26 protein-coding genes are annotated in these 21,290 nt (G+C 62.3%); 3 read left to right on the top strand and 23 right to left on the bottom strand.

Annotation, left to right across the window (positions count from 1 at the left end):
- The 5 genes from BGP17_RS23845 to BGP17_RS23825 all read right to left on the bottom strand — a co-directional run.
- The coding region (locus BGP17_RS23845) for an adenine nucleotide alpha hydrolase family protein (RefSeq protein WP_286713945.1) at positions 1 to 658 on the bottom strand (658 nt) is incomplete at its 3' end.
- Positions 659 to 796: 138 nt separating this feature from the next.
- Positions 797 to 1,153 carry a hypothetical protein gene (locus tag BGP17_RS23840; protein ID WP_070156520.1) on the bottom strand — a complete coding sequence of 119 codons (357 nt, stop codon included), beginning with the start codon at positions 1,151 to 1,153 and terminating at the stop codon, positions 797 to 799.
- A gap of 50 nt (positions 1,154 to 1,203) precedes the next feature.
- A complete protein-coding gene (locus BGP17_RS23835) occupies positions 1,204 to 1,410 on the bottom strand; it encodes a hypothetical protein (RefSeq protein ID WP_223806386.1) in 207 nt (68 codons plus the stop codon).
- Positions 1,407 to 1,751: a DUF5983 family protein gene (locus BGP17_RS23830; RefSeq protein ID WP_070156519.1), complete on the bottom strand. Its 345-nt coding sequence runs from the start codon at positions 1,749 to 1,751 to the stop codon at positions 1,407 to 1,409. Before BGP17_RS23830 ends, BGP17_RS23835 begins: the two co-directional genes overlap by 4 nt.
- Before the next feature lie 46 nt (positions 1,752 to 1,797).
- Positions 1,798 to 3,183, bottom strand: a complete 1,386-nt coding sequence (locus BGP17_RS23825; RefSeq protein WP_070156518.1) for a hypothetical protein — start codon at positions 3,181 to 3,183, stop codon at positions 1,798 to 1,800.
- 310 nt (positions 3,184 to 3,493) lie between these two features.
- Between BGP17_RS23825 and BGP17_RS23820 the strand changes: the two genes are divergently transcribed.
- Entirely contained in the window at positions 3,494 to 4,558 is a 1,065-nt protein-coding gene (locus BGP17_RS23820; RefSeq protein WP_070156517.1) for a tyrosine-type recombinase/integrase, read from the top strand.
- Positions 4,559 to 4,569: 11 nt separating this feature from the next.
- Complete coding sequence (locus BGP17_RS23815) at positions 4,570 to 6,816, top strand: tyrosine-type recombinase/integrase (protein WP_286713944.1); 2,247 nt, start codon at positions 4,570 to 4,572, stop codon at positions 6,814 to 6,816.
- A gap of 145 nt (positions 6,817 to 6,961) precedes the next feature.
- Here BGP17_RS23815 and BGP17_RS23810 read toward each other — a convergent pair whose 3' ends face one another.
- The 17 genes from BGP17_RS23810 to BGP17_RS23735 all read right to left on the bottom strand — a co-directional run bounded on the left by BGP17_RS23810 (position 6,962) and on the right by BGP17_RS23735 (position 18,252).
- Positions 6,962 to 7,282 carry a hypothetical protein gene (locus BGP17_RS23810; RefSeq protein ID WP_070156516.1) on the bottom strand — a complete coding sequence of 107 codons (321 nt, stop codon included), beginning with the start codon at positions 7,280 to 7,282 and terminating at the stop codon, positions 6,962 to 6,964.
- A gap of 17 nt (positions 7,283 to 7,299) precedes the next feature.
- Positions 7,300 to 7,761, bottom strand: coding sequence for a hypothetical protein (locus BGP17_RS23805; protein ID WP_070156515.1), 462 nt, complete (start codon positions 7,759 to 7,761; stop codon positions 7,300 to 7,302).
- A gap of 110 nt (positions 7,762 to 7,871) precedes the next feature.
- The gene (locus BGP17_RS23800; RefSeq protein ID WP_070156514.1) at positions 7,872 to 9,005 is read right to left on the bottom strand and encodes a phosphoadenosine phosphosulfate reductase domain-containing protein; all 1,134 of its coding nucleotides are present in this window, start codon (positions 9,003 to 9,005) and stop codon (positions 7,872 to 7,874) included.
- 41 nt (positions 9,006 to 9,046) lie between these two features.
- Positions 9,047 to 9,454, bottom strand: coding sequence for a hypothetical protein (locus BGP17_RS23795; RefSeq protein WP_286713946.1), 408 nt, complete (start codon positions 9,452 to 9,454; stop codon positions 9,047 to 9,049).
- A gap of 116 nt (positions 9,455 to 9,570) precedes the next feature.
- Entirely contained in the window at positions 9,571 to 10,257 is a 687-nt protein-coding gene (locus tag BGP17_RS23790; protein WP_070156513.1) for a DUF5983 family protein, read from the bottom strand.
- A gap of 57 nt (positions 10,258 to 10,314) precedes the next feature.
- Complete coding sequence (locus BGP17_RS23785; RefSeq protein ID WP_070156512.1) at positions 10,315 to 10,809, bottom strand: RNA polymerase sigma factor; 495 nt, start codon at positions 10,807 to 10,809, stop codon at positions 10,315 to 10,317.
- Between the two features lie 344 nt (positions 10,810 to 11,153).
- A complete protein-coding gene (locus tag BGP17_RS23780; protein WP_070156510.1) occupies positions 11,154 to 11,453 on the bottom strand; it encodes a hypothetical protein in 300 nt (99 codons plus the stop codon).
- A gap of 101 nt (positions 11,454 to 11,554) precedes the next feature.
- Positions 11,555 to 12,427: a Mom family adenine methylcarbamoylation protein gene (locus BGP17_RS23775; RefSeq protein ID WP_070156509.1), complete on the bottom strand. Its 873-nt coding sequence runs from the start codon at positions 12,425 to 12,427 to the stop codon at positions 11,555 to 11,557.
- 73 nt (positions 12,428 to 12,500) lie between these two features.
- Positions 12,501 to 12,707: a hypothetical protein gene (locus BGP17_RS23770; RefSeq protein ID WP_066044522.1), complete on the bottom strand. Its 207-nt coding sequence runs from the start codon at positions 12,705 to 12,707 to the stop codon at positions 12,501 to 12,503.
- Between the two features lie 102 nt (positions 12,708 to 12,809).
- On the bottom strand, positions 12,810 to 13,427 hold the full coding sequence (locus BGP17_RS23765) for a hypothetical protein (RefSeq protein WP_070156508.1): 618 nt from the start codon (positions 13,425 to 13,427) through the stop codon (positions 12,810 to 12,812).
- 10 nt (positions 13,428 to 13,437) lie between these two features.
- Positions 13,438 to 14,634: a DUF932 domain-containing protein gene (locus tag BGP17_RS23760; RefSeq protein ID WP_070156507.1), complete on the bottom strand. Its 1,197-nt coding sequence runs from the start codon at positions 14,632 to 14,634 to the stop codon at positions 13,438 to 13,440.
- A gap of 100 nt (positions 14,635 to 14,734) precedes the next feature.
- Positions 14,735 to 15,748 (bottom strand): deazapurine DNA modification protein DpdA family protein, encoded by a 1,014-nt coding sequence (locus BGP17_RS23755; protein WP_070156506.1) that lies wholly within the window; start codon positions 15,746 to 15,748, stop codon positions 14,735 to 14,737.
- An 11-nt stretch (positions 15,749 to 15,759) separates the two neighbouring features.
- The gene (locus BGP17_RS23750; protein ID WP_070156505.1) at positions 15,760 to 16,074 is read right to left on the bottom strand and encodes a hypothetical protein; all 315 of its coding nucleotides are present in this window, start codon (positions 16,072 to 16,074) and stop codon (positions 15,760 to 15,762) included.
- A 45-nt stretch (positions 16,075 to 16,119) separates the two neighbouring features.
- Positions 16,120 to 16,395, bottom strand: a complete 276-nt coding sequence (locus tag BGP17_RS23920) for a zinc finger domain-containing protein (protein ID WP_070156504.1) — start codon at positions 16,393 to 16,395, stop codon at positions 16,120 to 16,122.
- A 3-nt stretch (positions 16,396 to 16,398) separates the two neighbouring features.
- A complete protein-coding gene (locus tag BGP17_RS23745; RefSeq protein ID WP_070156503.1) occupies positions 16,399 to 17,103 on the bottom strand; it encodes a hypothetical protein in 705 nt (234 codons plus the stop codon).
- Between the two features lie 68 nt (positions 17,104 to 17,171).
- Positions 17,172 to 17,633 carry a hypothetical protein gene (locus BGP17_RS23740; RefSeq protein ID WP_070156502.1) on the bottom strand — a complete coding sequence of 154 codons (462 nt, stop codon included), beginning with the start codon at positions 17,631 to 17,633 and terminating at the stop codon, positions 17,172 to 17,174.
- Between the two features lie 115 nt (positions 17,634 to 17,748).
- The gene (locus BGP17_RS23735; RefSeq protein ID WP_070156501.1) at positions 17,749 to 18,252 is read right to left on the bottom strand and encodes a hypothetical protein; all 504 of its coding nucleotides are present in this window, start codon (positions 18,250 to 18,252) and stop codon (positions 17,749 to 17,751) included.
- A gap of 164 nt (positions 18,253 to 18,416) precedes the next feature.
- Here BGP17_RS23735 and BGP17_RS23730 point away from each other — a divergent pair, with 164 nt between their 5' ends.
- Positions 18,417 to 19,382, top strand: coding sequence for a Ros/MucR family transcriptional regulator (locus BGP17_RS23730; protein WP_070156500.1), 966 nt, complete (start codon positions 18,417 to 18,419; stop codon positions 19,380 to 19,382).
- 66 nt (positions 19,383 to 19,448) lie between these two features.
- Here BGP17_RS23730 and BGP17_RS23725 read toward each other — a convergent pair.
- On the bottom strand, positions 19,449 to 21,290 hold a 1,842-nt coding region (locus BGP17_RS23725; RefSeq protein WP_286713942.1), incomplete at its 5' end, for a strawberry notch C-terminal domain-containing protein.

The raw sequence follows: 21,290 nt of genomic DNA, 5'->3' as shown, positions 1-21,290 counted from the left end.
ACACCATCTGCAAACATAAGATGAAGCAAGCCGATTTGATCGGCACGGGCAGGCCTTCGGCACGGATCCGCGCGATGCAGGCGTCTCGATCCCAACCCCAGGCGCGCAGCGGATAATGATAGTCGTACAGGTCGCTGATATGGCCTTCGCGATGGGCATAGCGGCGACTATCGGCGGGCGAGCTGTCGTAGCCGATGAGCTTGACAACCTTGCCACCTTCAGCCCATATTTTCTGCGCCGGCGCCCATGAATTAACCCATTGATCTTGGGGCTGTATTTTCCATTTCTGGCTGCAACTGTGGCGGCCGAAGCTGATCGACGGCAGTGTCGCGTTGGTGAGGCAGTTCTCCAGGAGCGAGAAATAGGGCGGCCAGTGCTTGAAGCGCTTCGGCACATAGCGGACGACATGATGCTCGATATGATGCCGGTCCATCCAGCGCTGGAAGATCGGCAGAAAGGCATAGGTTTCCTCGCGCTCGACCCCGGTGTCGGCTGTGAGGACGGCGGACAGGGGCAGCCCCCGCGCGACCCATTCGATGATCATCGCGGTGCTGTCGACGCCCATGCCCCATGCGGCAATCACAGGGACGCCGGATAGGACAGTAAGGCAAGCGTCGTCGTTCGCCGCCGCGGTCGGCGGTCGCTTCGGATCGTACATGGCTGATCTCCAGGAAGGAGGTCGGGAGCCGATAAGGGACGTCGCCGTGACGGTTGGCGCCTGATCCCGGAGGCCGGGCGGCCGGAATGCGACGATCAATTGGCTCCCGAGGCCCCGAGAGACGGGAGGAGTGGCCGCTTAGAAGTCGAGTGGCACACTCACCATCGTATCGGGGGGACATGGCTGCTCGGTCAGGAGATAGCCGAGGCGATTGACGGCGTGCATGCCATCGGTGATCTCGAGACCGTCGTCGCCCTCGATCATCGTCCAGACATTTGCCGCAGGTTGCGAGCGGATGAATTTGAGGTCCGGGCCGGAGGCTTCGAACAGGCATCCGCCCCGGCCGAAGTCGAACCCCGCCGTTGCGAGGAGATGATTGGGCACTGGCTGGAACCTGTCCACAAACTCATCTTCGGTGAGGTCCAGATATTGGATGGCAGGCGGTGGCGCGTCGCAGGCCTCATTTGCGGACTGACGCAATATTCCATCGTTCATGTGGTTGTCCTCGTTAAAGAGAGCCGTTGCCGGCACGTGCAGGCGCCGGATCAGGCGACGAGCGTCATCAGCGCCTGACGGTGCTGTGGCCCCGTGCTGGAGACGCGAAACGGCTGGAGCGGATCACCGGTGCGCAGCACGAATTGGGGGCGGCCCGTCTCGTGCCGCATCCGGAGCGCGACGGCATAGGCATGATCGAAGGACGCAAGTGCTGCGCGTTTGGACGAACAGGGTTGCATCGAGCAGAGGTCCGTCATGACTGGTGCTCCTCGGGCTGGTTGGGGTCCGCGAAGATGGGCAGTTCGGAGCAGGTGGGTTCGTCGCGGTCGAACAGGACCCAGGAGGCATCCCTGTCGAATGCCGAACTCAGGATCGCCCAGAACTCCTGGCTGATGTCGGGCGCCTCACCGCCGCACCCGACGACGCTGGTGTGGACGAAAAAGCCGTAGGCATAGGGCTCGATCACCAGATCGAGATGGCCGACCTCGACACGTCCGTCCGGCCCGCGTGGCGCGACGGCGATGAGGTGATCGATGTGACGACGCTCGGCGACAGGCAAATGAGCGGTCGAGCAGACAAAGAGTGTGGCATGGCGCATCAGGGATCTCCTTCGAGATGGTTTGGTTACGGCTGGAGCGACGGGCTCAGGCCGCTTGATCCAGCGAAAGCGAGATCGTCGTCCTGTCGCCGGAGATGGTCAGGCTGCGGTTGTCGGGAATGAGCCACTGAACGTGCTCGAAGACCGCGTCGCGCAATTGGGCGAGAAGCGCCTCGTCCTCACCCAGCAGCAACAGGTTGGCGAGATTTCGCGCTTCATGCTCGAACGCGAGCGATTGCGTATCCCAGCTATCGTGCCCGCAATCGTCAGAATAGCAGAACAAACTGGCGTGCATCAGGTCGGCAAGCGCGTGCGGCTGCACATTGGCCTTGCCGTCAAAGAGGATGGTCGCCTCGTCGAGCGTCCAGCAGGCATTGTTGCAGACCAGCATGTCCGTGGGCACGCGGTAGATGGTTGGTTCTGCCGGCGACGGGCCGCCGGACCGCAGAAGGATTTCGGCGGAGATATTCTCGACCGGTCCGGACTCAAATTCTTCGGGCAGGGCGATATCGTCGGCATAGCGATGAAGGACGCCATCGCGCTGCACGGTGAAACTGCAGGACAGGAGACGCGGCAATTCGTCATACCAGCGATAGTCCTCGAAATCGCGGTTCTCGTGAACCAGGGGACCACCGAGCGGTGTTTCGTTCGCAAGTGCGCGGGCAAGCGCTTGCTCGATGTCGGGTTCGTGGTCGGACATGATGATCATAGGGCCCGATCGAATGGCCGCGCCCTGGTATCGGTTGGACGTGTCGGCAATGTTCGGCGTCCAGGCATTGAGCCAGCGGTCGGCTTCGGGAAGAGCAATCCCAAGGTCGCGGGCACGCGCCCAGGCCTCGTAGGAGAGCCGATGAGATTTCTCGCGGCAGATGGCGCGGTAAAGCGCGATTTCGGCCGCTTCCCTGAGCCGGCACAGCGCGTCGTTCTCGACCATTTCCTTGCGCGCGGGGAGCACGAGCTGGAGCGCCGGCGCATCGACGATATCGACCCGCACTCGCCAGTTAAGAGGCTTTTCGATTTCGCTCAGGGCGGGAAGTCTGGAAGCGACCGTCACGCCGTGGAAATTGATCCGGGGGGTATGGACTGCCTCCATGGTACCGTCATGGAAGATGCCGATACGACAGCCTTCCCATTCCTCGATCTGGTCGGCGCCGGCCAGAAAGTCCTCGCGCGGAAGCTGCGCGCCCTCGAAATGAACGGGGAGCGGGAAATATTGGGCCGCGAGGCGCAGCGCCGACCCAAGCTGCTCATCCCAGGCGGGCGGCAGCATGATCTGGATCTCGGTGCCGTGCACGATCCCGCACGACTGGATCGCGAGCGGCACACCCCCTTCCCAGCCGTCAGCCGGGATATGGACCGCCCAACCCCGTCCCGCCGCCTTCGACCATGAGCGGACAACCACATCCCGGCCGGCGAGGCTGAATACCCCCATGCCGGCGGGATCCTCGCGCGTCCGAATATCCTCCTGCCAGCCCGAATCGCCGAGGCTCAGGAGGTTGGCCGGATCGTCGATCCCGGAGCCGTCATCGTAGATGGACAGTGCGGTGCCGGCTGGGAGATTGTAAACCGCGACATGGATCGCGCGGGCACCGGCGCGACGGCTATTCTGGAAAAGTTCGTTATGTTATTTGGAATTCGTGGCTTGGCGTGAGAAGCTAAGACCTACGAGTCACGCGTTTTCTTGAGGTTTTCTGGGCCTTTTGCCGCAGCTCGGCCGGGGTCGGACCGGACGGGGTACTCACATGACCGCTGTGAATATCCGATGGCAACTTTTTCCGCTTTCCTTCGGGCATCCCCAGGGGAAAGAGTGGCTCGATATTCAGCACATGCTCGGGTTGGCTTTCAATACCGTGGAGGCCTATGGCCGCGGTCTCGAGCAGTTCCTACGATGGTGCGAGGACAACGAGGTTGCGGCGATCTCTGCAACCCGGCCCGACATTGCCAACTACGTGGGTCATCTGCGGATGCTTCCCGGCGCCAGGATGTCGGTACAGGACGCAACGCAATCTACATCCGGCCTTTCCAGCGCCACGCTGCAACAGCGGCTTACAGCCATTCGTCTGTTCTTCGACTACCTCGTTGAAGAGGGCATCCGTACGAACAATCCGGTTGGACGTGGCCGGTTTGTCCCGAACAGGCCGTTCAGTTCAAAGCGCGACCGCGGTCTGATCCGGCGGCACAAGCGTTTACCGTGGATCCCTTCGGATGAAGAATGGCAGCGGTTTCTCCTGTGCGCCAAAGGTGAACCTATCCGTAATCGATGCATGCTGGCGATCGCATATGATGCCGCGCTGCGACGCGAGGAACTTTGCGCCATTGAGACGCGCGACATCGATCCGGCACATCGTCTGATCCTGATCCGGGGCGAAACCAGCAAGAGCAACAGAGACCGTATTGTTCCCTACTCGGAAACCGCCGGTGTTTTGTTTTCCGCCTATCTTGAGCATCGACGTCGGGTGGGCCGTGATCGCGGCAGGCTCTTCCTTTCTGAATCGCGTCGAAATTACGGAAAGCCCATCACGCTGTGGACCTGGTCAAAGGTGATCAGGCGCATCGCGGTCGCGGCCGACCTCGATAAGTTTTCGACCCACACATTGCGCCATCTTTGTCTGACCGATCTGGCTCGCGTAGGTTGGGACATACATGAGATCGCCCAGCTCGCCGGACACCGGAACCTCGCATCCACACAGCAGTATATCCACCTCTCTGGCAGGGATCTCTCCAGAAAACTGGCCGGCTCCATGGAGCAGATCCACGCATGGCGAACGCGCATGTTGGTCGAAAGCAGCCCGGAGCGCGGCCAATGAATCCGCAGACAATGGACGATCCCGAGCCCGCTACGCGGCATTGGCCGAATCCACTCGCAACGGCCGAATATGATCGATCGCCGAAGCTCACCGTGGGAGAGCGTTCAGCCATTCAAGCGTGGCTGAAAAAGCGCGTGCTGGGCCAATGGAGCCGCTTTGAATATCGCACGCAGGAGCGGGAGCAGCTCCTACGTCTGATGAAACCAATCGAAGACGCGCTCGCTATCATTGGATCGGAGGCGGCGGCCCCAAACGATGCAATGATGGTGCTCCTGAGAGAGTGCCTCTTGTTGAATCGTACATATTGGGGCTGGAAGGAACAGCATTGGGCAAAAGTGCTCGGCCGCACAACGCACGATTTCTTCGACAGAAATAAGAGGAAGGTAGCTACTGGCGTCCGTGTGGACATCGCAGCGATCGCCTATCTCCACAACTGGTTCACCAGCTATTCGACGTTGGCCTCAACACACAGGAAATCGTTGGCTAACCGAATTTTTGGTAGCGCGTCGGTGGCATCTGCGATCGAGCGGCTTACGACGCCTCTCGTCCGGTGGGGCTATCGTATCGATCCGAAATACATGAAGTTGTTCGTGTCATCGGTTCTGCTCGTGAATCGAAGCCCGCGCCTCGAAGATTTGAATCCGGAGATTCTGGAATTTTATCGCGCCGAGGGATCAAACGTGGAGCGGCGCTATTATTACGCGATTTCTAAAGTCTTGGCCAATCAAGGCATCCTTGAACAGCCGCTCGAGCGTGCGCCGCCGAGAACGAAACAAATAGAAAGCATACACATCGGTGTGGCAGACGAATGGTGCGGTTGGATTGAACGCTGGACGCAAACGACAACTATCGAAACCCGTCGAGGTCATCGAACCACACTCTATAAGGTTGGGCGCTGGCTGGCTGCCCATCATCCTGAGATCGTATCGCCCGCACAATGGACGCGCACAGTTGCGGCAGAATTCGTATCAGCGATGGCCAAATTGCGCGTCGGTCAATATGTGGCACCGGCAGCGCCGCACCCGCGGGCGGGTGAAGCGGTGAAAGCAAGCACGATCGCAGGCTTGATTTGCCAGGTCCGTGGCTTTTTCTATGATTGTCAGGAATGGGGTTGGATTGAACGCTCCTTCGATCCGGGCCGCAGTTTTGCGATACCGCAAAGTATCCGCGCTAAACTCGGCCCCAAGCCCCGAGTGATTGCCGATGATCTGTGGGCGCGTCTGCTTTGGGCCGGCCTCAATCTCGAGAAGTCCGATGTTCCTCGCGCTAACAGCAGCGGCCTGCTTTTCGACGTGGAATATATACGCGCGATAGCGGTCGTGTGGCTGTTCGCAGCGCTGAGAAACAACGAAATCCGTCGGTTGCGGCTTGGTTGCATCCGCTGGCAGCCCATGGATTCCGGCAAGGGCCCGCCGATCTGTTTGTTGGACGTTCCCGATCACAAAACCGGAAATTGCTATACCAAGCCTGTTGACCCGGCTGTCGGCGAGGCGATTGAAGCATGGCAGGCCATACGTCCGGTCCAACCGGCATACCCTGATCCTAAAACTGGCGACCTTGTCCAATTCCTGTTCCAATTTCGAGCCATCCCGATGGCCAACGGCTTCATAAATGTCCGACTGATTCCAATTCTATGTAGAAAGGCCGGCATCCCCGATCATGATGTTCGGGGCAAACTCACCAGTCATCGCGCACGGGCCACCATTGCCAGCCAGCTGTTCAACAGTGAAGAACCGATGACGCTCTCGGAACTTCAGGAGTGGCTTGGCCATAGGTCGCCGCATTCGACGCAGCATTACGTGAAGATCACGCCGACGAAGCTGGCCAAGGCGTATACCGACGCAGGGTATTTCGAGCGCAACGCTCGCGTGGTCAAAGTTTTGATCGACCGCGATCAGATGAAAAATCCGCAGGAGGGTGTCCCCTGGCTTCACTATGATCTCGGACATGGTTGGTGCAGCTTCGAGTTCTTCGACAGGTGCCCGCATCGGATGGCATGCGCGCGATGCGACTTCTACATTCCAAAAGCATCGTCGCGAGGACAGCTCCTGGAAGCAAAGGACAACGTCGATCACTTCCTGAAGGCAATCCCTGTCACTGCCGAAGAGCAACAAGCCGCCGATGGCGATCGCATTGCTATCGATCGTTTGCTGGCGCGTCTCGATGATGAACCTACCCCGTCCGGTCCGACCCCGGCCGAGCTGCGGCAAAAGGCCCAGAAAACCTCAAGAAAACGCGTGACTCGTAATTCCACATAACTGAAGCACGTCGCCGAGCGTGCCGTTGAACAGGCGCGAGACCTTGGTGATGAGCGACTGGCCGACCTCGGGCCGGATGATGGCGGGAAAGGACATGGGATGCGACTCCTGTCTGGCGGAGACCAATTCCCCGCCACATGAGCCCTCATCCCCCTCCCCTTTGGATCACGGCGGGATGGAACGGATCGGTCCAGTCGATGTGGTCGATGATCCAGTCGGGAACGAAATCCCAGTCGAAGCAGAGTGGATAATCGTTCTGGACCTCGCGCCAGGCAGCCTCGACGGCATCGGCCCAGCCAATCACCGTTAGTCGCAGCGCCGCGGTTCCTAGCGCATCGAACGACTTGCCGATCGCGGGAGCCAAGCCGATCGCATCGGGATCGGTGATCGGCCTGGTGCGTAAGGTCAGAACTGCCTCCCAGAGGCAGGCGGCGGTCTCGAGACTGGCTTGGGAATATTGAGCCATGACGGGTCCTTTCAATGTCAGGCGGCGCGCAGGTCGCAGCCCTGGTAGAGTCCGAGATCGGCTGCCATCAGCGTGTCGATGCCGGGCGCGAACCGGTCGAAGGCTGCGTTCAGATCGGCGACGGCGACGCGGTAGCTGGCCTCGCCGGGATCGAAGTCCAGGGCGAGCATCAGGGGGGGCAACCGAGCGGTCATCTCGGGAAAGACGGTGTGGATGATGAGCGCCTCGATTCGCCGCGCGACCAGGTTGAGCCGCGCGGCAAGGCCCAGGGGCGTGGCCAACTCACGTTCATACCAGGTAGCGGGCGCTACGACGTCGGCGATGCGGGTCGAGGGCACCCGGCCATTGCCGATCTGGGCCTGGATGACGACGCAGCGCGGGCGCCGCCGGGCCGCGACCTCGGTGAGCGGCACGAGGGCGCGATAGTGGTAGGTCGAGGCGGTGCCCGGGGTGCGGGACCGAGAGACGATGACGTCCATTGGTTGTTCCTTTGATGGTGGAGGCTTGGGGCTGCGCGTTCGGCAGCAGGGAGATCGCCGAGCGAAATTCGCCCGACGCCCCTTCAAAAAAAGTCCTCCCCTCCGGCTCGTTAGCGGGACCGTTCGGACTTCACGGCGAGGAGGTCTGCGAACCGGGCCTGGACCGCGGCAGCGTCAGGGAAATGGTCAGGAAGGCCGTGATGGGCCAGGATCGGCGCGCGGGCCTTCGCGATCAGCGAGGCCTCGGCCATGCTCGGCATGCGGGGTGGCCAGCCCTTCACATAGCGCAACTGCGGGGGCATGGCCGCTTCGAGCGCCCTGCGTTCCTGGGCTCGCAGTTTGGCACGCGCGACCTCGTGAAGACGTGCGGCCGACAGCCATCGAGGCGAAACATCGGCGAGCCATCGTTGAGGCTGAAAGGAGAAGGTCGAGTCCGCCTCGATCGCCACCAGATGGCGGTAGAGATCGAAGTTGCCAGGGGCGGCAGCGGAGGCAGCTAGGTCGTGCGCCGATGCAAGCACGCAGAAAGCACAGGACAGCCGGGTTGTCCGGTATTGGACATAGGCTTCGTGCAACGGCAGCCCGTGGCGCTTATGAATGCCGAACACATCGTTGGCACTCCAGTCGACGGCCGGATGCCAGCTGAGCATGCGCGTCCCGGCGGCGTTGCCCGGCTTTGCGAAGCGTTCGTCGGCACGGGAGACCGGCGTGGCACGACGGCTCGGGCTTTCATCGCGGCGCAGGCCGATGACCGAAACGATGGTTTCGCCCCGATAGCGGCGTGCGAGGTCAGGGCCGATCACCTGGACTTTCAGCTCGGACGTGCAGAAGCGCAGCGATGCCGAGGACCAGGGTCCGATGAGATTGTAGGTTTCGAGCGCCTCGTAGCGGCGCTTGCCCGACAGGAAGCGTTGCTCCCAGCGGCTCACCATGTCGCCTGCCGATCGGCTGACCACCAGCAAGGGCAGCCCAAGCCTGTCGGCGATTGCTGCGACCATCGCCGGGGTCGAGCGCCATTCCGCCCGGCCGAGGTCAGCGTGAATCGCGATCCGGCGATCACGCGGATGGCCCAGGGCGTTGAGCAGCGCGAGTCCGGCATGGGCCGAGGCGGTGGAATCCTTGCCGCCCGAGAGATTGAAGGCGAACCAGGCTCCGCGCCGCGCGGCGGCTATGACCCTATCGTCGATCGCAGGCAAAGGATCATCAGGCGCGGCAAGCAAGCCGCGCGCAAGAGCTGCGCCCATGCGGTGTCTCCTCACGGTGGATCGGCGCGACTGCGCGCCAGTCAGTGTCCGGCAGGCAACCTGTTGTCGTAGAGGGGCTCCGTGCCGGGCTCCCAGTCGCCGGGCATCCAGATCCGGCCGTTATAGCTGATTCGCCCCACAGGCGTTTCGGCCACCAACAGCAGCGCCTCGGGGTACATGCTGGCGCCCAGACCCAATCGGTCGCGGCGCTCGCAATAGAGGTCGGAGGCTTCCTTCCAGCTCGCTGCGGCAAGCTCGGCATAGCCTTTTTGGGCGATGCGAAAGGGTTTGCGCGAAGCACCCCGTTGCCGGATCCCGCCGAGGACCCGGGCGACATGTCCGGCATAGACGGCAACGGTAGCCCAGTAGGCAGCGACAAACACCTTGCGGCTCTCCCAGCTCGATCGCGAACGGTGGCGCGCGTCGGCGGCAAGGTCGAGCAGCAGCACTGCGAGCAAGGTGCGGGTATCGGCTGGCATAGCCTGGAGGAGGCGTGCGGCGGGAAGGCCGAGGACCGGATTGCGAACCTCGGCCCTGGAGGAGCGGCAGGTCATCGCAGGGGCCCTCACCACTCGAAGGTCTCAAGACCGTCGATGCAATCCGCGTCGCGGTCGAGAAGAAGCCAGCGGCAGCCCTGCGCGCGCGCGAATTCGATGGCGGCCCAAAGCTCGTTTGGGACCATCTCCCGTTCCAGGCCGTCGAGCGGATCGGTGAGGACGAACCAGCCATAGCCGGCCTCGGCGACACCAAGCGGGCGCGATTCCGGGACCATCGGCGCCCATTGGTCGAGAAGGTCGGCGGTGGCGGGACGGATATGGCTGGTGCTGATCACGAGATGGCGACCGACGCGTAATGCCTTCGGCGAGCCGATCGGCGGCGCGTCGACCGAGATGCGCTCGGTCCAGAGATATTCTTCTTCGTGCGCGTCGAAGTAGATCGACCCTGCGTCTTCATCAGGGAGCGTCGCGGGATCGCGCGTGTCGCGTATCTCCGACCACCATTCTCGGCAGAATGAGGCGACCTCTGCCATTAACGCCTCGCGGGTGAAGGCGGCATAGAGATCGCCTCCATGACGATGGTCGATGAACGCGACGTGGATATCCGCCGACCAGGGAACTACGTGGTTTTCCACGAGCCGTTCGGCCTGTGCCAATTCGTCGCACAGGATATGTCCTGCCGGGTTTGCGTCGGCGATCGCAGTGCGAGCGCGGGCCAGCAGGCGCGCAAAATCGTGCCTTGTCGTCTGGGTCATGATTCTTTCCTTGGGATGTGTCGAGTGCGCGGCGGGGCGTCCGACCGGAGCGTGTCATCAGCGCCGGTCGAGCGCCCGGCTGATGGCGACGAGCGCGTCGGCGATATGCTGCTCGACCTCGTGCGTGGTGATGCCGAGGCGCGCCGCGATCGCGGTAAAATCTTCGTCGCCTAGTAGATCGGCCATGAAAACCTGGCGGGTGATCTCTGGCAGTGCGGTAAACGCGCTGGCGTATCGGTCGATCTGCGCGGCACCGGCTTCGTCCAGACCGGCTGCATCAACGCGCACCCATGCCCGCACCCAATAGCCGTCGCCATCACGCTGGACCGTTTGCTCGTCGGGGTCGATGCGCAACATATGGGCAGTAGCCCAGCGTTCGCGGGCGGCAGCCACGATGGGGTAAACGGCCGTGTCCGGCGCAAGGAAAGCGTCGATCCGCGCGGCAAGCTCGTAGCTCGTCCGACGCCGGTCGCGTCGCAGGCTGAAGCGGGGATGGTCGTTGAAGAAATCGAGCGCCTCGACAAGGAGGGCGCGGGCGTCATGGTCGGGCATGGTGGGGTTCTCCGTTGCGCCGATCCCTGACCGGCACCCATCCCTGCCCCCTTCCCTCCGGCTGGATACGCGTGCGTCAGGCTGTGTGGGCGAGCAGCGGGAGCGCCGTCACGTCTCCGGCGGGCGTGGCGCGATCGAGAATGGAATAAGGCAGGCTAGGTACCGCCGGCGGCGCGATCCGCGCCGAATTGGTGAGTGGGAACAGATAGAAATGGTTTGGTCCGTTCCGGAAGCCGTCATGTTACGGCCGTTAACGGGCGACAGCATGTCGGAAGCGCAACCCGGCTGTTCCGACGATATTATCGTCATCAGCGTGCGGAAATCACGGATGAAGGGACGTTAGATCAGTCGCGACGAAGGAGCCGGCCTTCCTCCAGCACGACATCATCGAGACGAATGGAAATCGGCTTATCCATATTCGGGTGCACCTCGCCTTGATCGGTCGTGATGAAGGCGTCGTGCGTGACTGCATCCGCCGGGATTGGTCCATAATATGCGAGAAGCGCGTGATTGAATGCGCTGGGTGGTAGCTCAAGGGCCATGCCGAGAAGGGGCGTCCGGCGATGGCAAATGATCTCGCCCAATGCCGCAATAAACCGTTCTGGATTCCTGAGCGGATAAATATGACCTTCACGGAACGGCATTTGGTTCTCCTTCGTCGGCGCTTTATCATTTAAGCGGTCGGAAAATCATAATAGTCGCGCATTGCGCCGCCAGACGGATCACGTCCTTTATATCATTACGGTCAAGCGGCATGAGCCAATAACGGCAGTACGGTGACGTCACCCCCGGTCGCCGCGCGATCGAGCACGGGGTAAGGCAGGCTTGGCACCTTGCGGGCGGCGATCCGGGCGGCGTTCGTCAAAGGAAATAAATAGGTGTGGTTGCCCGGGTGCTTCCGGCGGCGCAGAAAACCGACACGTTCAAGATCGGCGAGCCAGTGGGCGGCATCTTCGCCCGAACGACGGGCCCGAGCACCGGCGGCCACCAGCTGTTCGGCTGCATAGCGCTGACCGCATTCGTCGTTGCGGATCTTGGAGATCGCCCGGCTCGAAATCGGCTGGCCGTTGGGCAGTATGAGATCGATGCGCGCTGACGAGCGTCCGGTATAGCGGCTGCCCATCACGCAATAGAGCGTGCCGACATGGCCGGGCATGAACACCTGACCTTGTTCGTCGGTGCGACGGATCGGATCGGCATAGGAGATGACCGACACGATCTCCGGTTTCTCGCGACGCAGCAGTTTGAAGGCGCGCGAGAGCATCCAGGTTTCGGCGTTACCGCCTGTGTCATCGAGCAGCACGAGGCGCCCGAGGTCGCAGGCGCTGCGCGGATCGGGGAGACCTGCTGATTTCGGGACGCTGGCATTGTTGACCGGGTGGGCGAAGACGCAAACGCCGACCAGGTCGGATTGCCCACCGGCGCCGTTTCGGAAGAGACCGACCGACAGGCGCGTGACAGGCATCGAGGCGGCATAGTGATGCTGGCGTACGAAAGGTGCTGCCTGTTTGACGGTATCGATTATATCGACGGCGAAGCGCCGGGGATCGATCTCGGTGGCGCCGGGCACCCAGCGGCAGCGCCGATCGCGCCAGCGTTGGCTTCTGGTGATGATCATGAGCGGCAACTCCGGTTGCGGTCGCGACTCCTCCCGCTGCGTCGCGATCGGCGGCGGGAGTAAGCCGGGCTGCCTATTGCGCGATCACGCGACGCGTGAGATCGGGGATGCGCGCATTGTCGTAGGGGCTGGAGACCGACATCTCGATCGCGTCGCGTTGGGCGCGATACCAGTCGGTCGCTTCGACCGTATAGGTCTCGGTCGCGTAGGGTTCGCCACCGCTGGAGAATTCAACGGTGACGGTGAAGGTCTGCATTTCGACCTGGGCGGATGCGTGCATGATCGGATCCTTTCGATATGAAAAGGGCGGCTCCGACCTGGGTCGAAGCCGCCTCGGGGTGGACGGGTGTTGAAGGTTGGCCCGTTGGGCCGGACTCGATGGTCAGGCGCCTGCGGCGCTGCGCCATCGGGCGGCGGCTTCATCAGCGGTCAGCTGGCCATGGCTCTCGGTGCAGAAGCGCTGGAATTCGGCTTCCCAGGCAAGGGACGTGGTTTCCAGCGCCTGGATCACTTCCCACAGGAAAGCCGTGGCCGAGCCAGCCTCGGCGACCGGGACCCAGAGGGCGAGATTGTTGCTGTCCGCGCCGCATCGCTCGCAGGTTTGGCTGTCATAGGTCGCGAGCAGCGACCATTGCTGGGTGGTCTCGTCCCAGATGGCGTTCGCGTCCCGGCAGATGTCCGCGCTGCCGCAATGACGACAGCGCGGCATGAGCGGAGCCGCTGTTGGCGTGACCGGTTTCGTCCCGTTCGCCAGCGGCGGATTATCACCTTCGGCGAAACCGGGAGGTAACGCCAGCGAGGGGGCCGCATAGGCGCTATCCACACCGGGCCAGATACCAGTCAGGTAAGTGGCGCCGCTATTTTCATAGTCCTCCTTCTGGCCTTCCCAGTCGTTGTCCTGGACGGCGAGCCGGCAGGCATCTTCGGCGGTTGCCGCCTGATAGGTCCGGTGCCGGAAAATCGGCAGCCGGTAGGTGCTTTCGATCGTGAAGCTCGGCACGGCGTCCTCCTCAGTTCGCCTTGGCAAAGAGCTTGCGCGCCTTGCCCTCGATCTCGAGCCGCGTGTCCTGGTTGGACTTCGCGCGTGCATGCGCGGTGATGCCCTGGACAAAATCGAACAGGCTGGCGGGCGGATGGCCTTCTTCGGCGATCACCGACTGGATGATCTTCGCGGTGTCCGCCTTGGAGAAGCCGTTCTTGCGCAGGAAGGAGTCGCGATCCTCGTCGGACCGTGCGACGATACGGCCGCGTGCCGTCTTGATGCCTTCGATGAAGCTCATGGCCGAGGAGTCGGCGAAGGTCTCGAGTGCGGGCGCTGCTTCATGGGCGAAGCGGTTGGCAGCGAATTTCGAGTGGCGGATGGAGATCTCCTCGAAATTTTCGACGCCCCAAAGATTACGATTCATGCAAACCGCGCGCAGATAAAAAGTCGCAATTCCCAATGTCTTGGAGCCGACTTCTGAGTTCCAGCAATAAAATCCGCGAAAGAAGAGATCGGGATCGCCATTCGGCAATTTCCCTGCCTCGATCGGATGCGTGTCGTCGACGAGGAACAGGAAAACGTCGCGATCCGACGCATAGAGGGTCGTCGTCTCGTGCGTGACGTCGACATAGGGGTTATAGCGCATCGAGCGCCAGTCGAGCACGCCCGGAACCTTCCAGCGCGTATCGGAAACGCCGTTGCCCGCGATCTTCATGACAGCCGCGACCAGCTCATGGTCCCAGATCCGGCCGTAATCGGGTCCGGTAACTGCCCGCAATTCAGCGCGACCCTCATGGGTCTTGAGAAGCTTCACCTGCTCGCCGCGATGGCTAAGGAGGCCATGCTGGAGATTGATGCCGGCGAGCGCGGCGGGAAGGTTGCGCAGATAGGAGGCGGGAGCGCCCACGAGGCTCGACAATTGACCGAACGACCAGTTGGTGGGGGCGATCGGCTCGGCTTCGCCGGGAACGATGAGGCTGAGGCGCTCGGCATTGTCCATGCTCGCCTCGACGCGGACGTCGCGGCTTTCGACGATGCGTGTGCGCGCACGGTCAGCGCGGCGTCGAACGCTCTCATAGAGATCGTCGAGGGACAGGAATTTCTCGTCGTCGGGACGCGAATACCATTCGGACGAGACCCGTCCGATATTGCGACCGCGGGATATGTCGACCTTGTAGGCGCCCGAGACCTGGGGCGCGTCGATATGCTGGGCAAGCGTTGCCATGGGACATCTCCTGGTTGGAACGGCCCGATCCGTTTCGAACCGGCCAACCCTTCCCCACCCCCTTCCCTCCCATCCCGGCGCGTGGCGCCTCGGTTCAGGGCTAGCGTGCGATACTGTCCCGGTAGATGTCGGCCGCCCATTGCTCGACCCAGAGCGTCGTCACGTCCTCGTGGCCGATGTCGCCGTCCTCGACGAGAGAACGGATTTCAGCGCGCGCCTGAGCAATTGCCTGCTCCCAGGGGTCGGCCGGGGTTGGATCCGACTGTGGCAGGAATAATTCGGACTGGCGGAGCACCGGAGCCCCGCGAAGGCGCGCGAACTGGCTGGCCGTCCATGCCTGCATGTGCTGCGCCACAAGGGTGTCGGTCTTCGGGATCCCTTGCGCGAAGGCATCGTGCCTTGCGGCCTGGCCATAAGCCTGGCTGTCGATCGAGGCGATCCGATGCTCGATCCCTTTCAGATGGGAGAGAGCGGTGCCCTTGATTCCGAAGCCATGCAACATGACCCCCTTCGGCAGAATTCGGTCAAGATGATCGAAGACAGCGATCAGCCCCTCCGGACCCGAGGCATGGCGGCGGCACATGCTGCCCACGCCGATCAGGGGCGTACGACCATAGTCGAGTGCGAGGCCGTCGAGGCAGCGCTCATAATCCTCGGGCCGCCGCCCCTGGATCACCGGCATCAAGCGGTGCTCGATGCCGAGATCGCGCGCGCCCGACCGGCAATCGAAATTGGCGCGGATCGTGCGCGATATCCGATCGAGCACTTCCTCGCGGTCGCAGGCGATTTCGGGCTCGACACAATAGTCCATGCTGGCGAACCAGTGGAATGGATAACTCGCCGCGAGCGTGAGATAGTCGCCGGTCGACCAGGGGAAACCACCATAGCGTGCCATGGCGACAAACCCGGCGGAATCAAGTGAGAGGCTGGCCAGTCCGCGAGCATTGTCGAGTTGTCCGAGGTTCCAGCCCTGCCATTCCGGCCAACCTTTGCGCCGGCTCCAGCGCGAGAGCGCGTTGGCCGAAATCAGCGTTGGCACCCGCATGTCGACGGCGCGCTTGAGGATTGTACCATTGCCCAGGTGTGGAAGGCCGACGATGATGTCGATCGTCATGGGGCACCTCGCTATCCGATCGACCAGCAGCACCAGCGTTCGGCGGCCTGGCGTGGGGTGAACAGGTCGAAGGCGTTGGCGCAAAAGGACTGGAACGCCGCATTGAGGGCAAGGCCGGGATTGCCGAGCCTTTCGATGACCTCCCACATGAAGCGATCCGCCGGGTCGGTCACGCCTCCCGGTTCGCTGTCGCGGCAGTGGGCAAGAAAGTCGGCGAAGGTGGCCAGATCGTCCTGCGTGCCGATATAGCGCAGGAGAAGGCCGATTTGTGTGGCCTCGCTCCAACCTTCGCTGTCGGCAAATTGATGGAATAGAGTGTCGGGCATCTTTCGCTTTCAAGATAATGGAGGAGACAAAACGTGGGCTTGTGCTCAGTCGAACAGCGGCAGGCTCGACTGACGGTCACAGACTGCACGGCCGCAGATGCCGAGGGGGCATGGGCCATATTTGCCCTCGCGGTCTGCGAGGAGGTCGCGAGCGGCATGAAGTTCGACGAACGGGCCGCTGTGGCCGCTGGGGCGCCGGCAGCCAGCGCCTGCGGGCGCGTGGCAATCCGGGCATGGGACAAGCAATACGGGATCGACGTCCCAGCATTTGCCGCAGCCTGGCTTGTTGCAGACCGCCGGTCCCTTGACGATGAAGGCCATGGCTCAGGCGGCGTCCCGGCGCAGCCACTCATAGAGCAGATGTGAATCGGGATCATATTCCGAGCCGTTCGAAATCCGCACGAGCTTCCCGTCGCAGGCGAAGGCGGAGGCGCGCGGAAAGCTCAGATAGGAGCGGCCCTCGAGAATGAGATCTCCTGAGCGAACCTGTGTGATTGCTCTCGTCGTTCCGAGCGAACGGTGTCCGGCTGGCGCATCGACGAGCTTCAGGCTGTCACCGGCTCTGACCTGCTTCTTGAACGCGGCAAGGGAGACTTTGGCTTCGACGGGATTCTTTGCTCCCCGACGCGCGGCCAATGCTGCCCAATAGGCCTGCCCGACCCGTGCCTCGCAGTAGAAGGAGCAGGTGTGGTAATCCTGGAGCAGGTTGGAGCGCGTATAGCCGAAGCGCTCCATCTGGTCGCGCACCGCGATAAAAAAGTCGTTCTGCGCGTCACGCCCGGTAAGGTCCGCTGGCGTGTCGAGTATCTCGGCAATGATCTTGCGGCCGCCTGCGAATTTTTCGGTCTTGATCGCGAAGCGCGTGTCGGGAAATTTGGTCTTGAGATGACCGTCGATGCGCGCGGCGAGCGTCGAGAGATTGTCGCCGGTTCGATAGAGGTCGCCCTCATAATGGAAGTTGCCCCGCTCATCGAACGGGGTCTGGCTGTACAGGCGCGTGGACGCGCCCGGCGTCGAAACGTCGATCATGGTTTTTCTCCGTGTTGAAGCTGTGGCGGCCGGTGCTGCGGCCGGCTGTTGTCAGGCCTCAGGGGCCCCTATGGTAATTCCATCGCGATGAAGGCGCGGGCGCGCTTCACGGCGACCTCATCGATCTGGCCCGCGACCTCGGGCGTGGTGGCCGCCAGGCGATCGATCGCGCCAAGCAGGTTTGAGAGCAGATGAAGCGCTGTTGGAGATGCCGTTGAACTATCCCAGCCCGGCGGCGGTCCGGCGTGGCAATAGCCATGATCGAGCGACCCGTAGCGCCTGACGATCGCGAGCGCCTGGTCGGCTGTTTCGCAATCGTCGAGCGCGAAGCGACACGTCATTTCATCGACTGTGATGCCGGCGTAGAAGAGCGCCGCGGACACGCCATTTGCGAGTGTGCACCGCATCGGGCGGTTCGCTTCACGGTGGATATAGGCGATGTTGCCCAGTCGATCGGTTGCACGAATTCGAACGGCGTCACGACGCGGTGCGGCGTTGGTCGTTCGAGGATTGTCGTCAGAGGCGAGCATTTCCGACCGGGCGTCGATCCATGCGCAATAGCCAAGACGGTATCGTCGTTAGCGACCTCGGTTTTCCAGTCGTCGATGGGATGGTCGGGATCGTCTTCCCAATGATCACGGTGGGTCATGAAATGCCTCCCTCAAGCGCCTTTGAAAGCGCTTCCCGCGTGAATTCCATTTCGATCCGGTCCGGGAAAACCGCGCACCACCCTCCGCCGAAACTGTCGAGATAGGGTTTGGTACAGGTGAAGCTCCAGTCGAACCCGACCGGGGCAATCGCCAGCGACGATTGGCAGCAACGCTGGATCACCCCGGCGATCGGCCAGGGCTGAAAATCGATCGTGCTGTAGATGGTAACCGTGCAGGTCTTCGGATCTTCGATGGAATTCGCGACCCGAATGTCGGCGCCGAAGTCGGGAAAGTTCGCGTCATCGAAGATGGCGGTAAACCCGCTCAGCGGTTTATCGCCAATGGTCGGCGGAAAGACTGCCTTCAATTCGTCACTGATGGGGTCGGGCTTAAAATCCCCCATGAGATCGGCGGCAAGCTGCCATGCTTCTTCGATCAGCGCGACTTCAGCGATCGAGCAGGTGAAGGCGAATGAGCCCTGGATGAAGTGGTCGGCCATGGGGCCTCCATGAACATAGTGGGCAGCCCAATTGCCGCGCCACCCACATCCACCCTCCTCCCCTCCCTTTGACTTGAGCACCGAATGAAGGCACGAGTTCGTTTACGCTTGCGCAAGAGCGTCTGGTTCAAGACCTGTGTTTCCAGCAAGAAGAAGGATGTTACATGGCCGAAGCCGAAGATTCGGGCGTCATGTCTTTGACCGTGACGTTACTCAGCGCCTATTTCGCGAACAACACGGTGCCGAGTGGCGAATTGCCGGCGCTCGTGGAGGGGACACGGCGGGCCCTCCTGGGCGGCGCGCCTGTTGCGATACCAGCCGCCGCTCCTGCGACTGAAGATGTTGCGCAGGAGACGCCCGTGGCGGCGCCCGAAACGTCAGCGGCTGCACCGACGACGCCGGTGCCCGTGCCGGAATATAAGCCGATGGTCTCCATTGAGGAAAGCCTGGCCTCGGCCGATCACATATTGAGCCTGATTGATGGCAAGCCCTACAAGGCCCTGAAACGACATCTGTCAGCGCACGGGCTGACCCCTGCGGAATATCGCGGCCGTTATGGCCTTCCGGCGGACTATCCGTTGGTTGCGCGCGGATATTCGGCGGCCCGGAGGGAAGTCGCACTGAAGCTGGGCCTCGGCGGCAAACGTAAAAACTCTCCTTCGCCTGTTGCCGAGAAAGTGTCTTCACCCCCAGTTACCGAGGCGACCGAGCCTGTTGTTTCTGAGACACCCCCGGCAAAGGCCGCGCCGGCACGTCGCCCGCGAACCAAGACGGTGGAGGCCGAACCGAAGCCTGCGGCCAAGAAGCCTAAGCGTAAGGCCTCTCCAGCGCCTGTAGCCGCGGGCGAGCCTGCCTCCCTGGTTGCCGAGGCAACAGAGTCTTCCGTTGCCGACACGCTCCCAGCAGAGACCGCTCAGGAGCGTCACCCGCCGGTCAAGGCTGCAGAGGCGGCACCGAAGCCCGCGACAGAAAAGCCTAAGCGCAAGGTCTCCACGGGCTCTACGGTCAAGGCGCCTGTCGTGAGCGCGGATGCGGCACCAAAGCCGAAGCGTATTCGGGCGAAAAAGACGGACGCTGAAGCGGCTCCAGCGGCTGAGCCCACGCCGGAAACCCCGCTCGCGGCAAGTTGATCGATGCGGTCCGGGCGCGCAGAGTTCCCGGACCGCCTTTCAAGTGTCGATCAGACTTCAGATGGGTCAGGTCCGCGTCATCGCCAGGATCGCCTCGATGACCTCGTTCGACCGGTCGAGTGGAATGAACAGCCGGGTCTTGTACTGAATGACCTCGCTGAACACGCCGTGCGCCTTAAGCCGTTCGCGATCCTCCGGCCGGTAATTGCGGATTTCGAGCCGACGTGACCCGTTGACGAGCGCGGTTGCCATTGTCGCGCCACCCAGGCCTGGGATTGCGATACCCGTGCCTTTCTGGGCGGCGGCGCCAAGTTCGGCAGCGGTTAGCGCGATCGTGCCGTCGAGACCAAACGCTGATTGCAGATCCGCCATCGCCGCCGCAGGGATGAGCCGCCCGAGGATCGAAGTTCCCTGACCATCGTCGATCCGCCAGACGCGGACATCATCTTGTGGAAGTCGGTGCCATACCGGCAGGAGAAGCCCGGTCGCGACGTTGACGGTTTCGATATCGACCTTGGCTTCCGCCTCGTTCGCTTCGGCTTCCCAGAGTTGCTGAAATTTGTCGCGGTCGATCTCTTTCCAGAGGCTGGCCCACATCGCGATTTCCTGCATGCGGGTTCCACCGGTCGGACGAACAAGCTGGCACATGGACACGATGCGCCCTTCCTCGTCCGTGATCGACCAGGACGGCACCTTGAGAGCGACGCGCTTGGACCGGCTGTTCCAGAGATAAGCGATTTCGCTCGTGCCGTCCCAGATCTGCATCAGCCGCTTCCAATGCATGACGCGCGGGCGCAGATGAAGCTCGAGCCGCAGCAACCTGGTTTCGGCCCCGGTCACCGGATCGGTGCGCAGCGTCTGCTCGGATCGGGTGATGATCTGTTCGGCGCGGATGGTCTCGACCCCGACGTCGAATGTGCCGGCCTCGCGCGCCGCATCAATGCGCGCCTGGATCAGGCCCATATATTCATCGAAGATCGCGTTCTGGGTCGCGATCCTGAGCGCGAGGATACGGTTGAGCCAGCGCTGGATCGGCGGCAGTTTCTCCAGAAGTGTGCCGTCCTCGTCGGTGAGCTTGAGGCCGGTCATGCCCTGGAAGCGCTCCATGTTCACGCTCGAGAGCTTGTTGCCATGGAGAAGATGATACCATTGAGTGAGGGCTTCTCGCGCGTAGTCGCTTTCCAGATTATCCGCAGGATCGAACAGGTTCTGGCCACCCGTCTGGCGCTGCCCGCGTGTCAGCGCGCCCAGACTGTCGAGACGGCGCGCGATGGTCGAGATGAAGCGTCGCTCGCCCTTGCAGTCGGTCGTCACCGGCCGGAACACGGGCGGCATGCTCTGATTGGTGCGATGGGTGCGCCCCAGACCCTGGATCGCGACATCGGCCCGCCAGCCCGGTTCCAGCAGGAAATGGACGCGGCGCTTGTCGGCCGTCCTGCAGGTCAGGTCAGCATGATAGGAACGACCGGTGCCACCGGCGTCGGAGAAGACAAGAATGGGTTTCAGCCCGTCCATGAATGCCTGGGTCTCGGAGAGATTGGCGCGTGCGCCGCGCCGTTCAAGCTTCTGGGAACCGTCGCTGCCGATGACGATGCGACGCGATCGGCCGGTCACCTCGGCGACTTGGCTCGTACCGAAATGCGCGAGCAGCGCGTCCAGAGCAGCCGGAACCGGCGGCATGGCGCAGAGTTCCTCGATCAGCGCATCGCGCGTGGCCAAGGCTTCGGCGCATTCGACCATATTGCCCGCTTCATCACGCATCGGCTCTGATCGGAGCGAACCGTCGCTGGTGGCGAAGACATGCATCTGCTGTGTCGGGAAGGCGTTCTTGAGGTAGTCGATCATGGTTTCTTTGCAGTCGCAGTTTATGTCGAGCGTGGCGGCGGTAGGCGCAGGTTTCCTTCGGTT

It is taken from the genome of Sphingomonas sp. 67-41, from assembly GCF_001899725.1.
Lineage (GTDB): Bacteria > Pseudomonadota > Alphaproteobacteria > Sphingomonadales > Sphingomonadaceae > Sphingomonas > Sphingomonas leidyi.
This window is presented reverse-complemented; position numbering and strand designations above follow the sequence as displayed.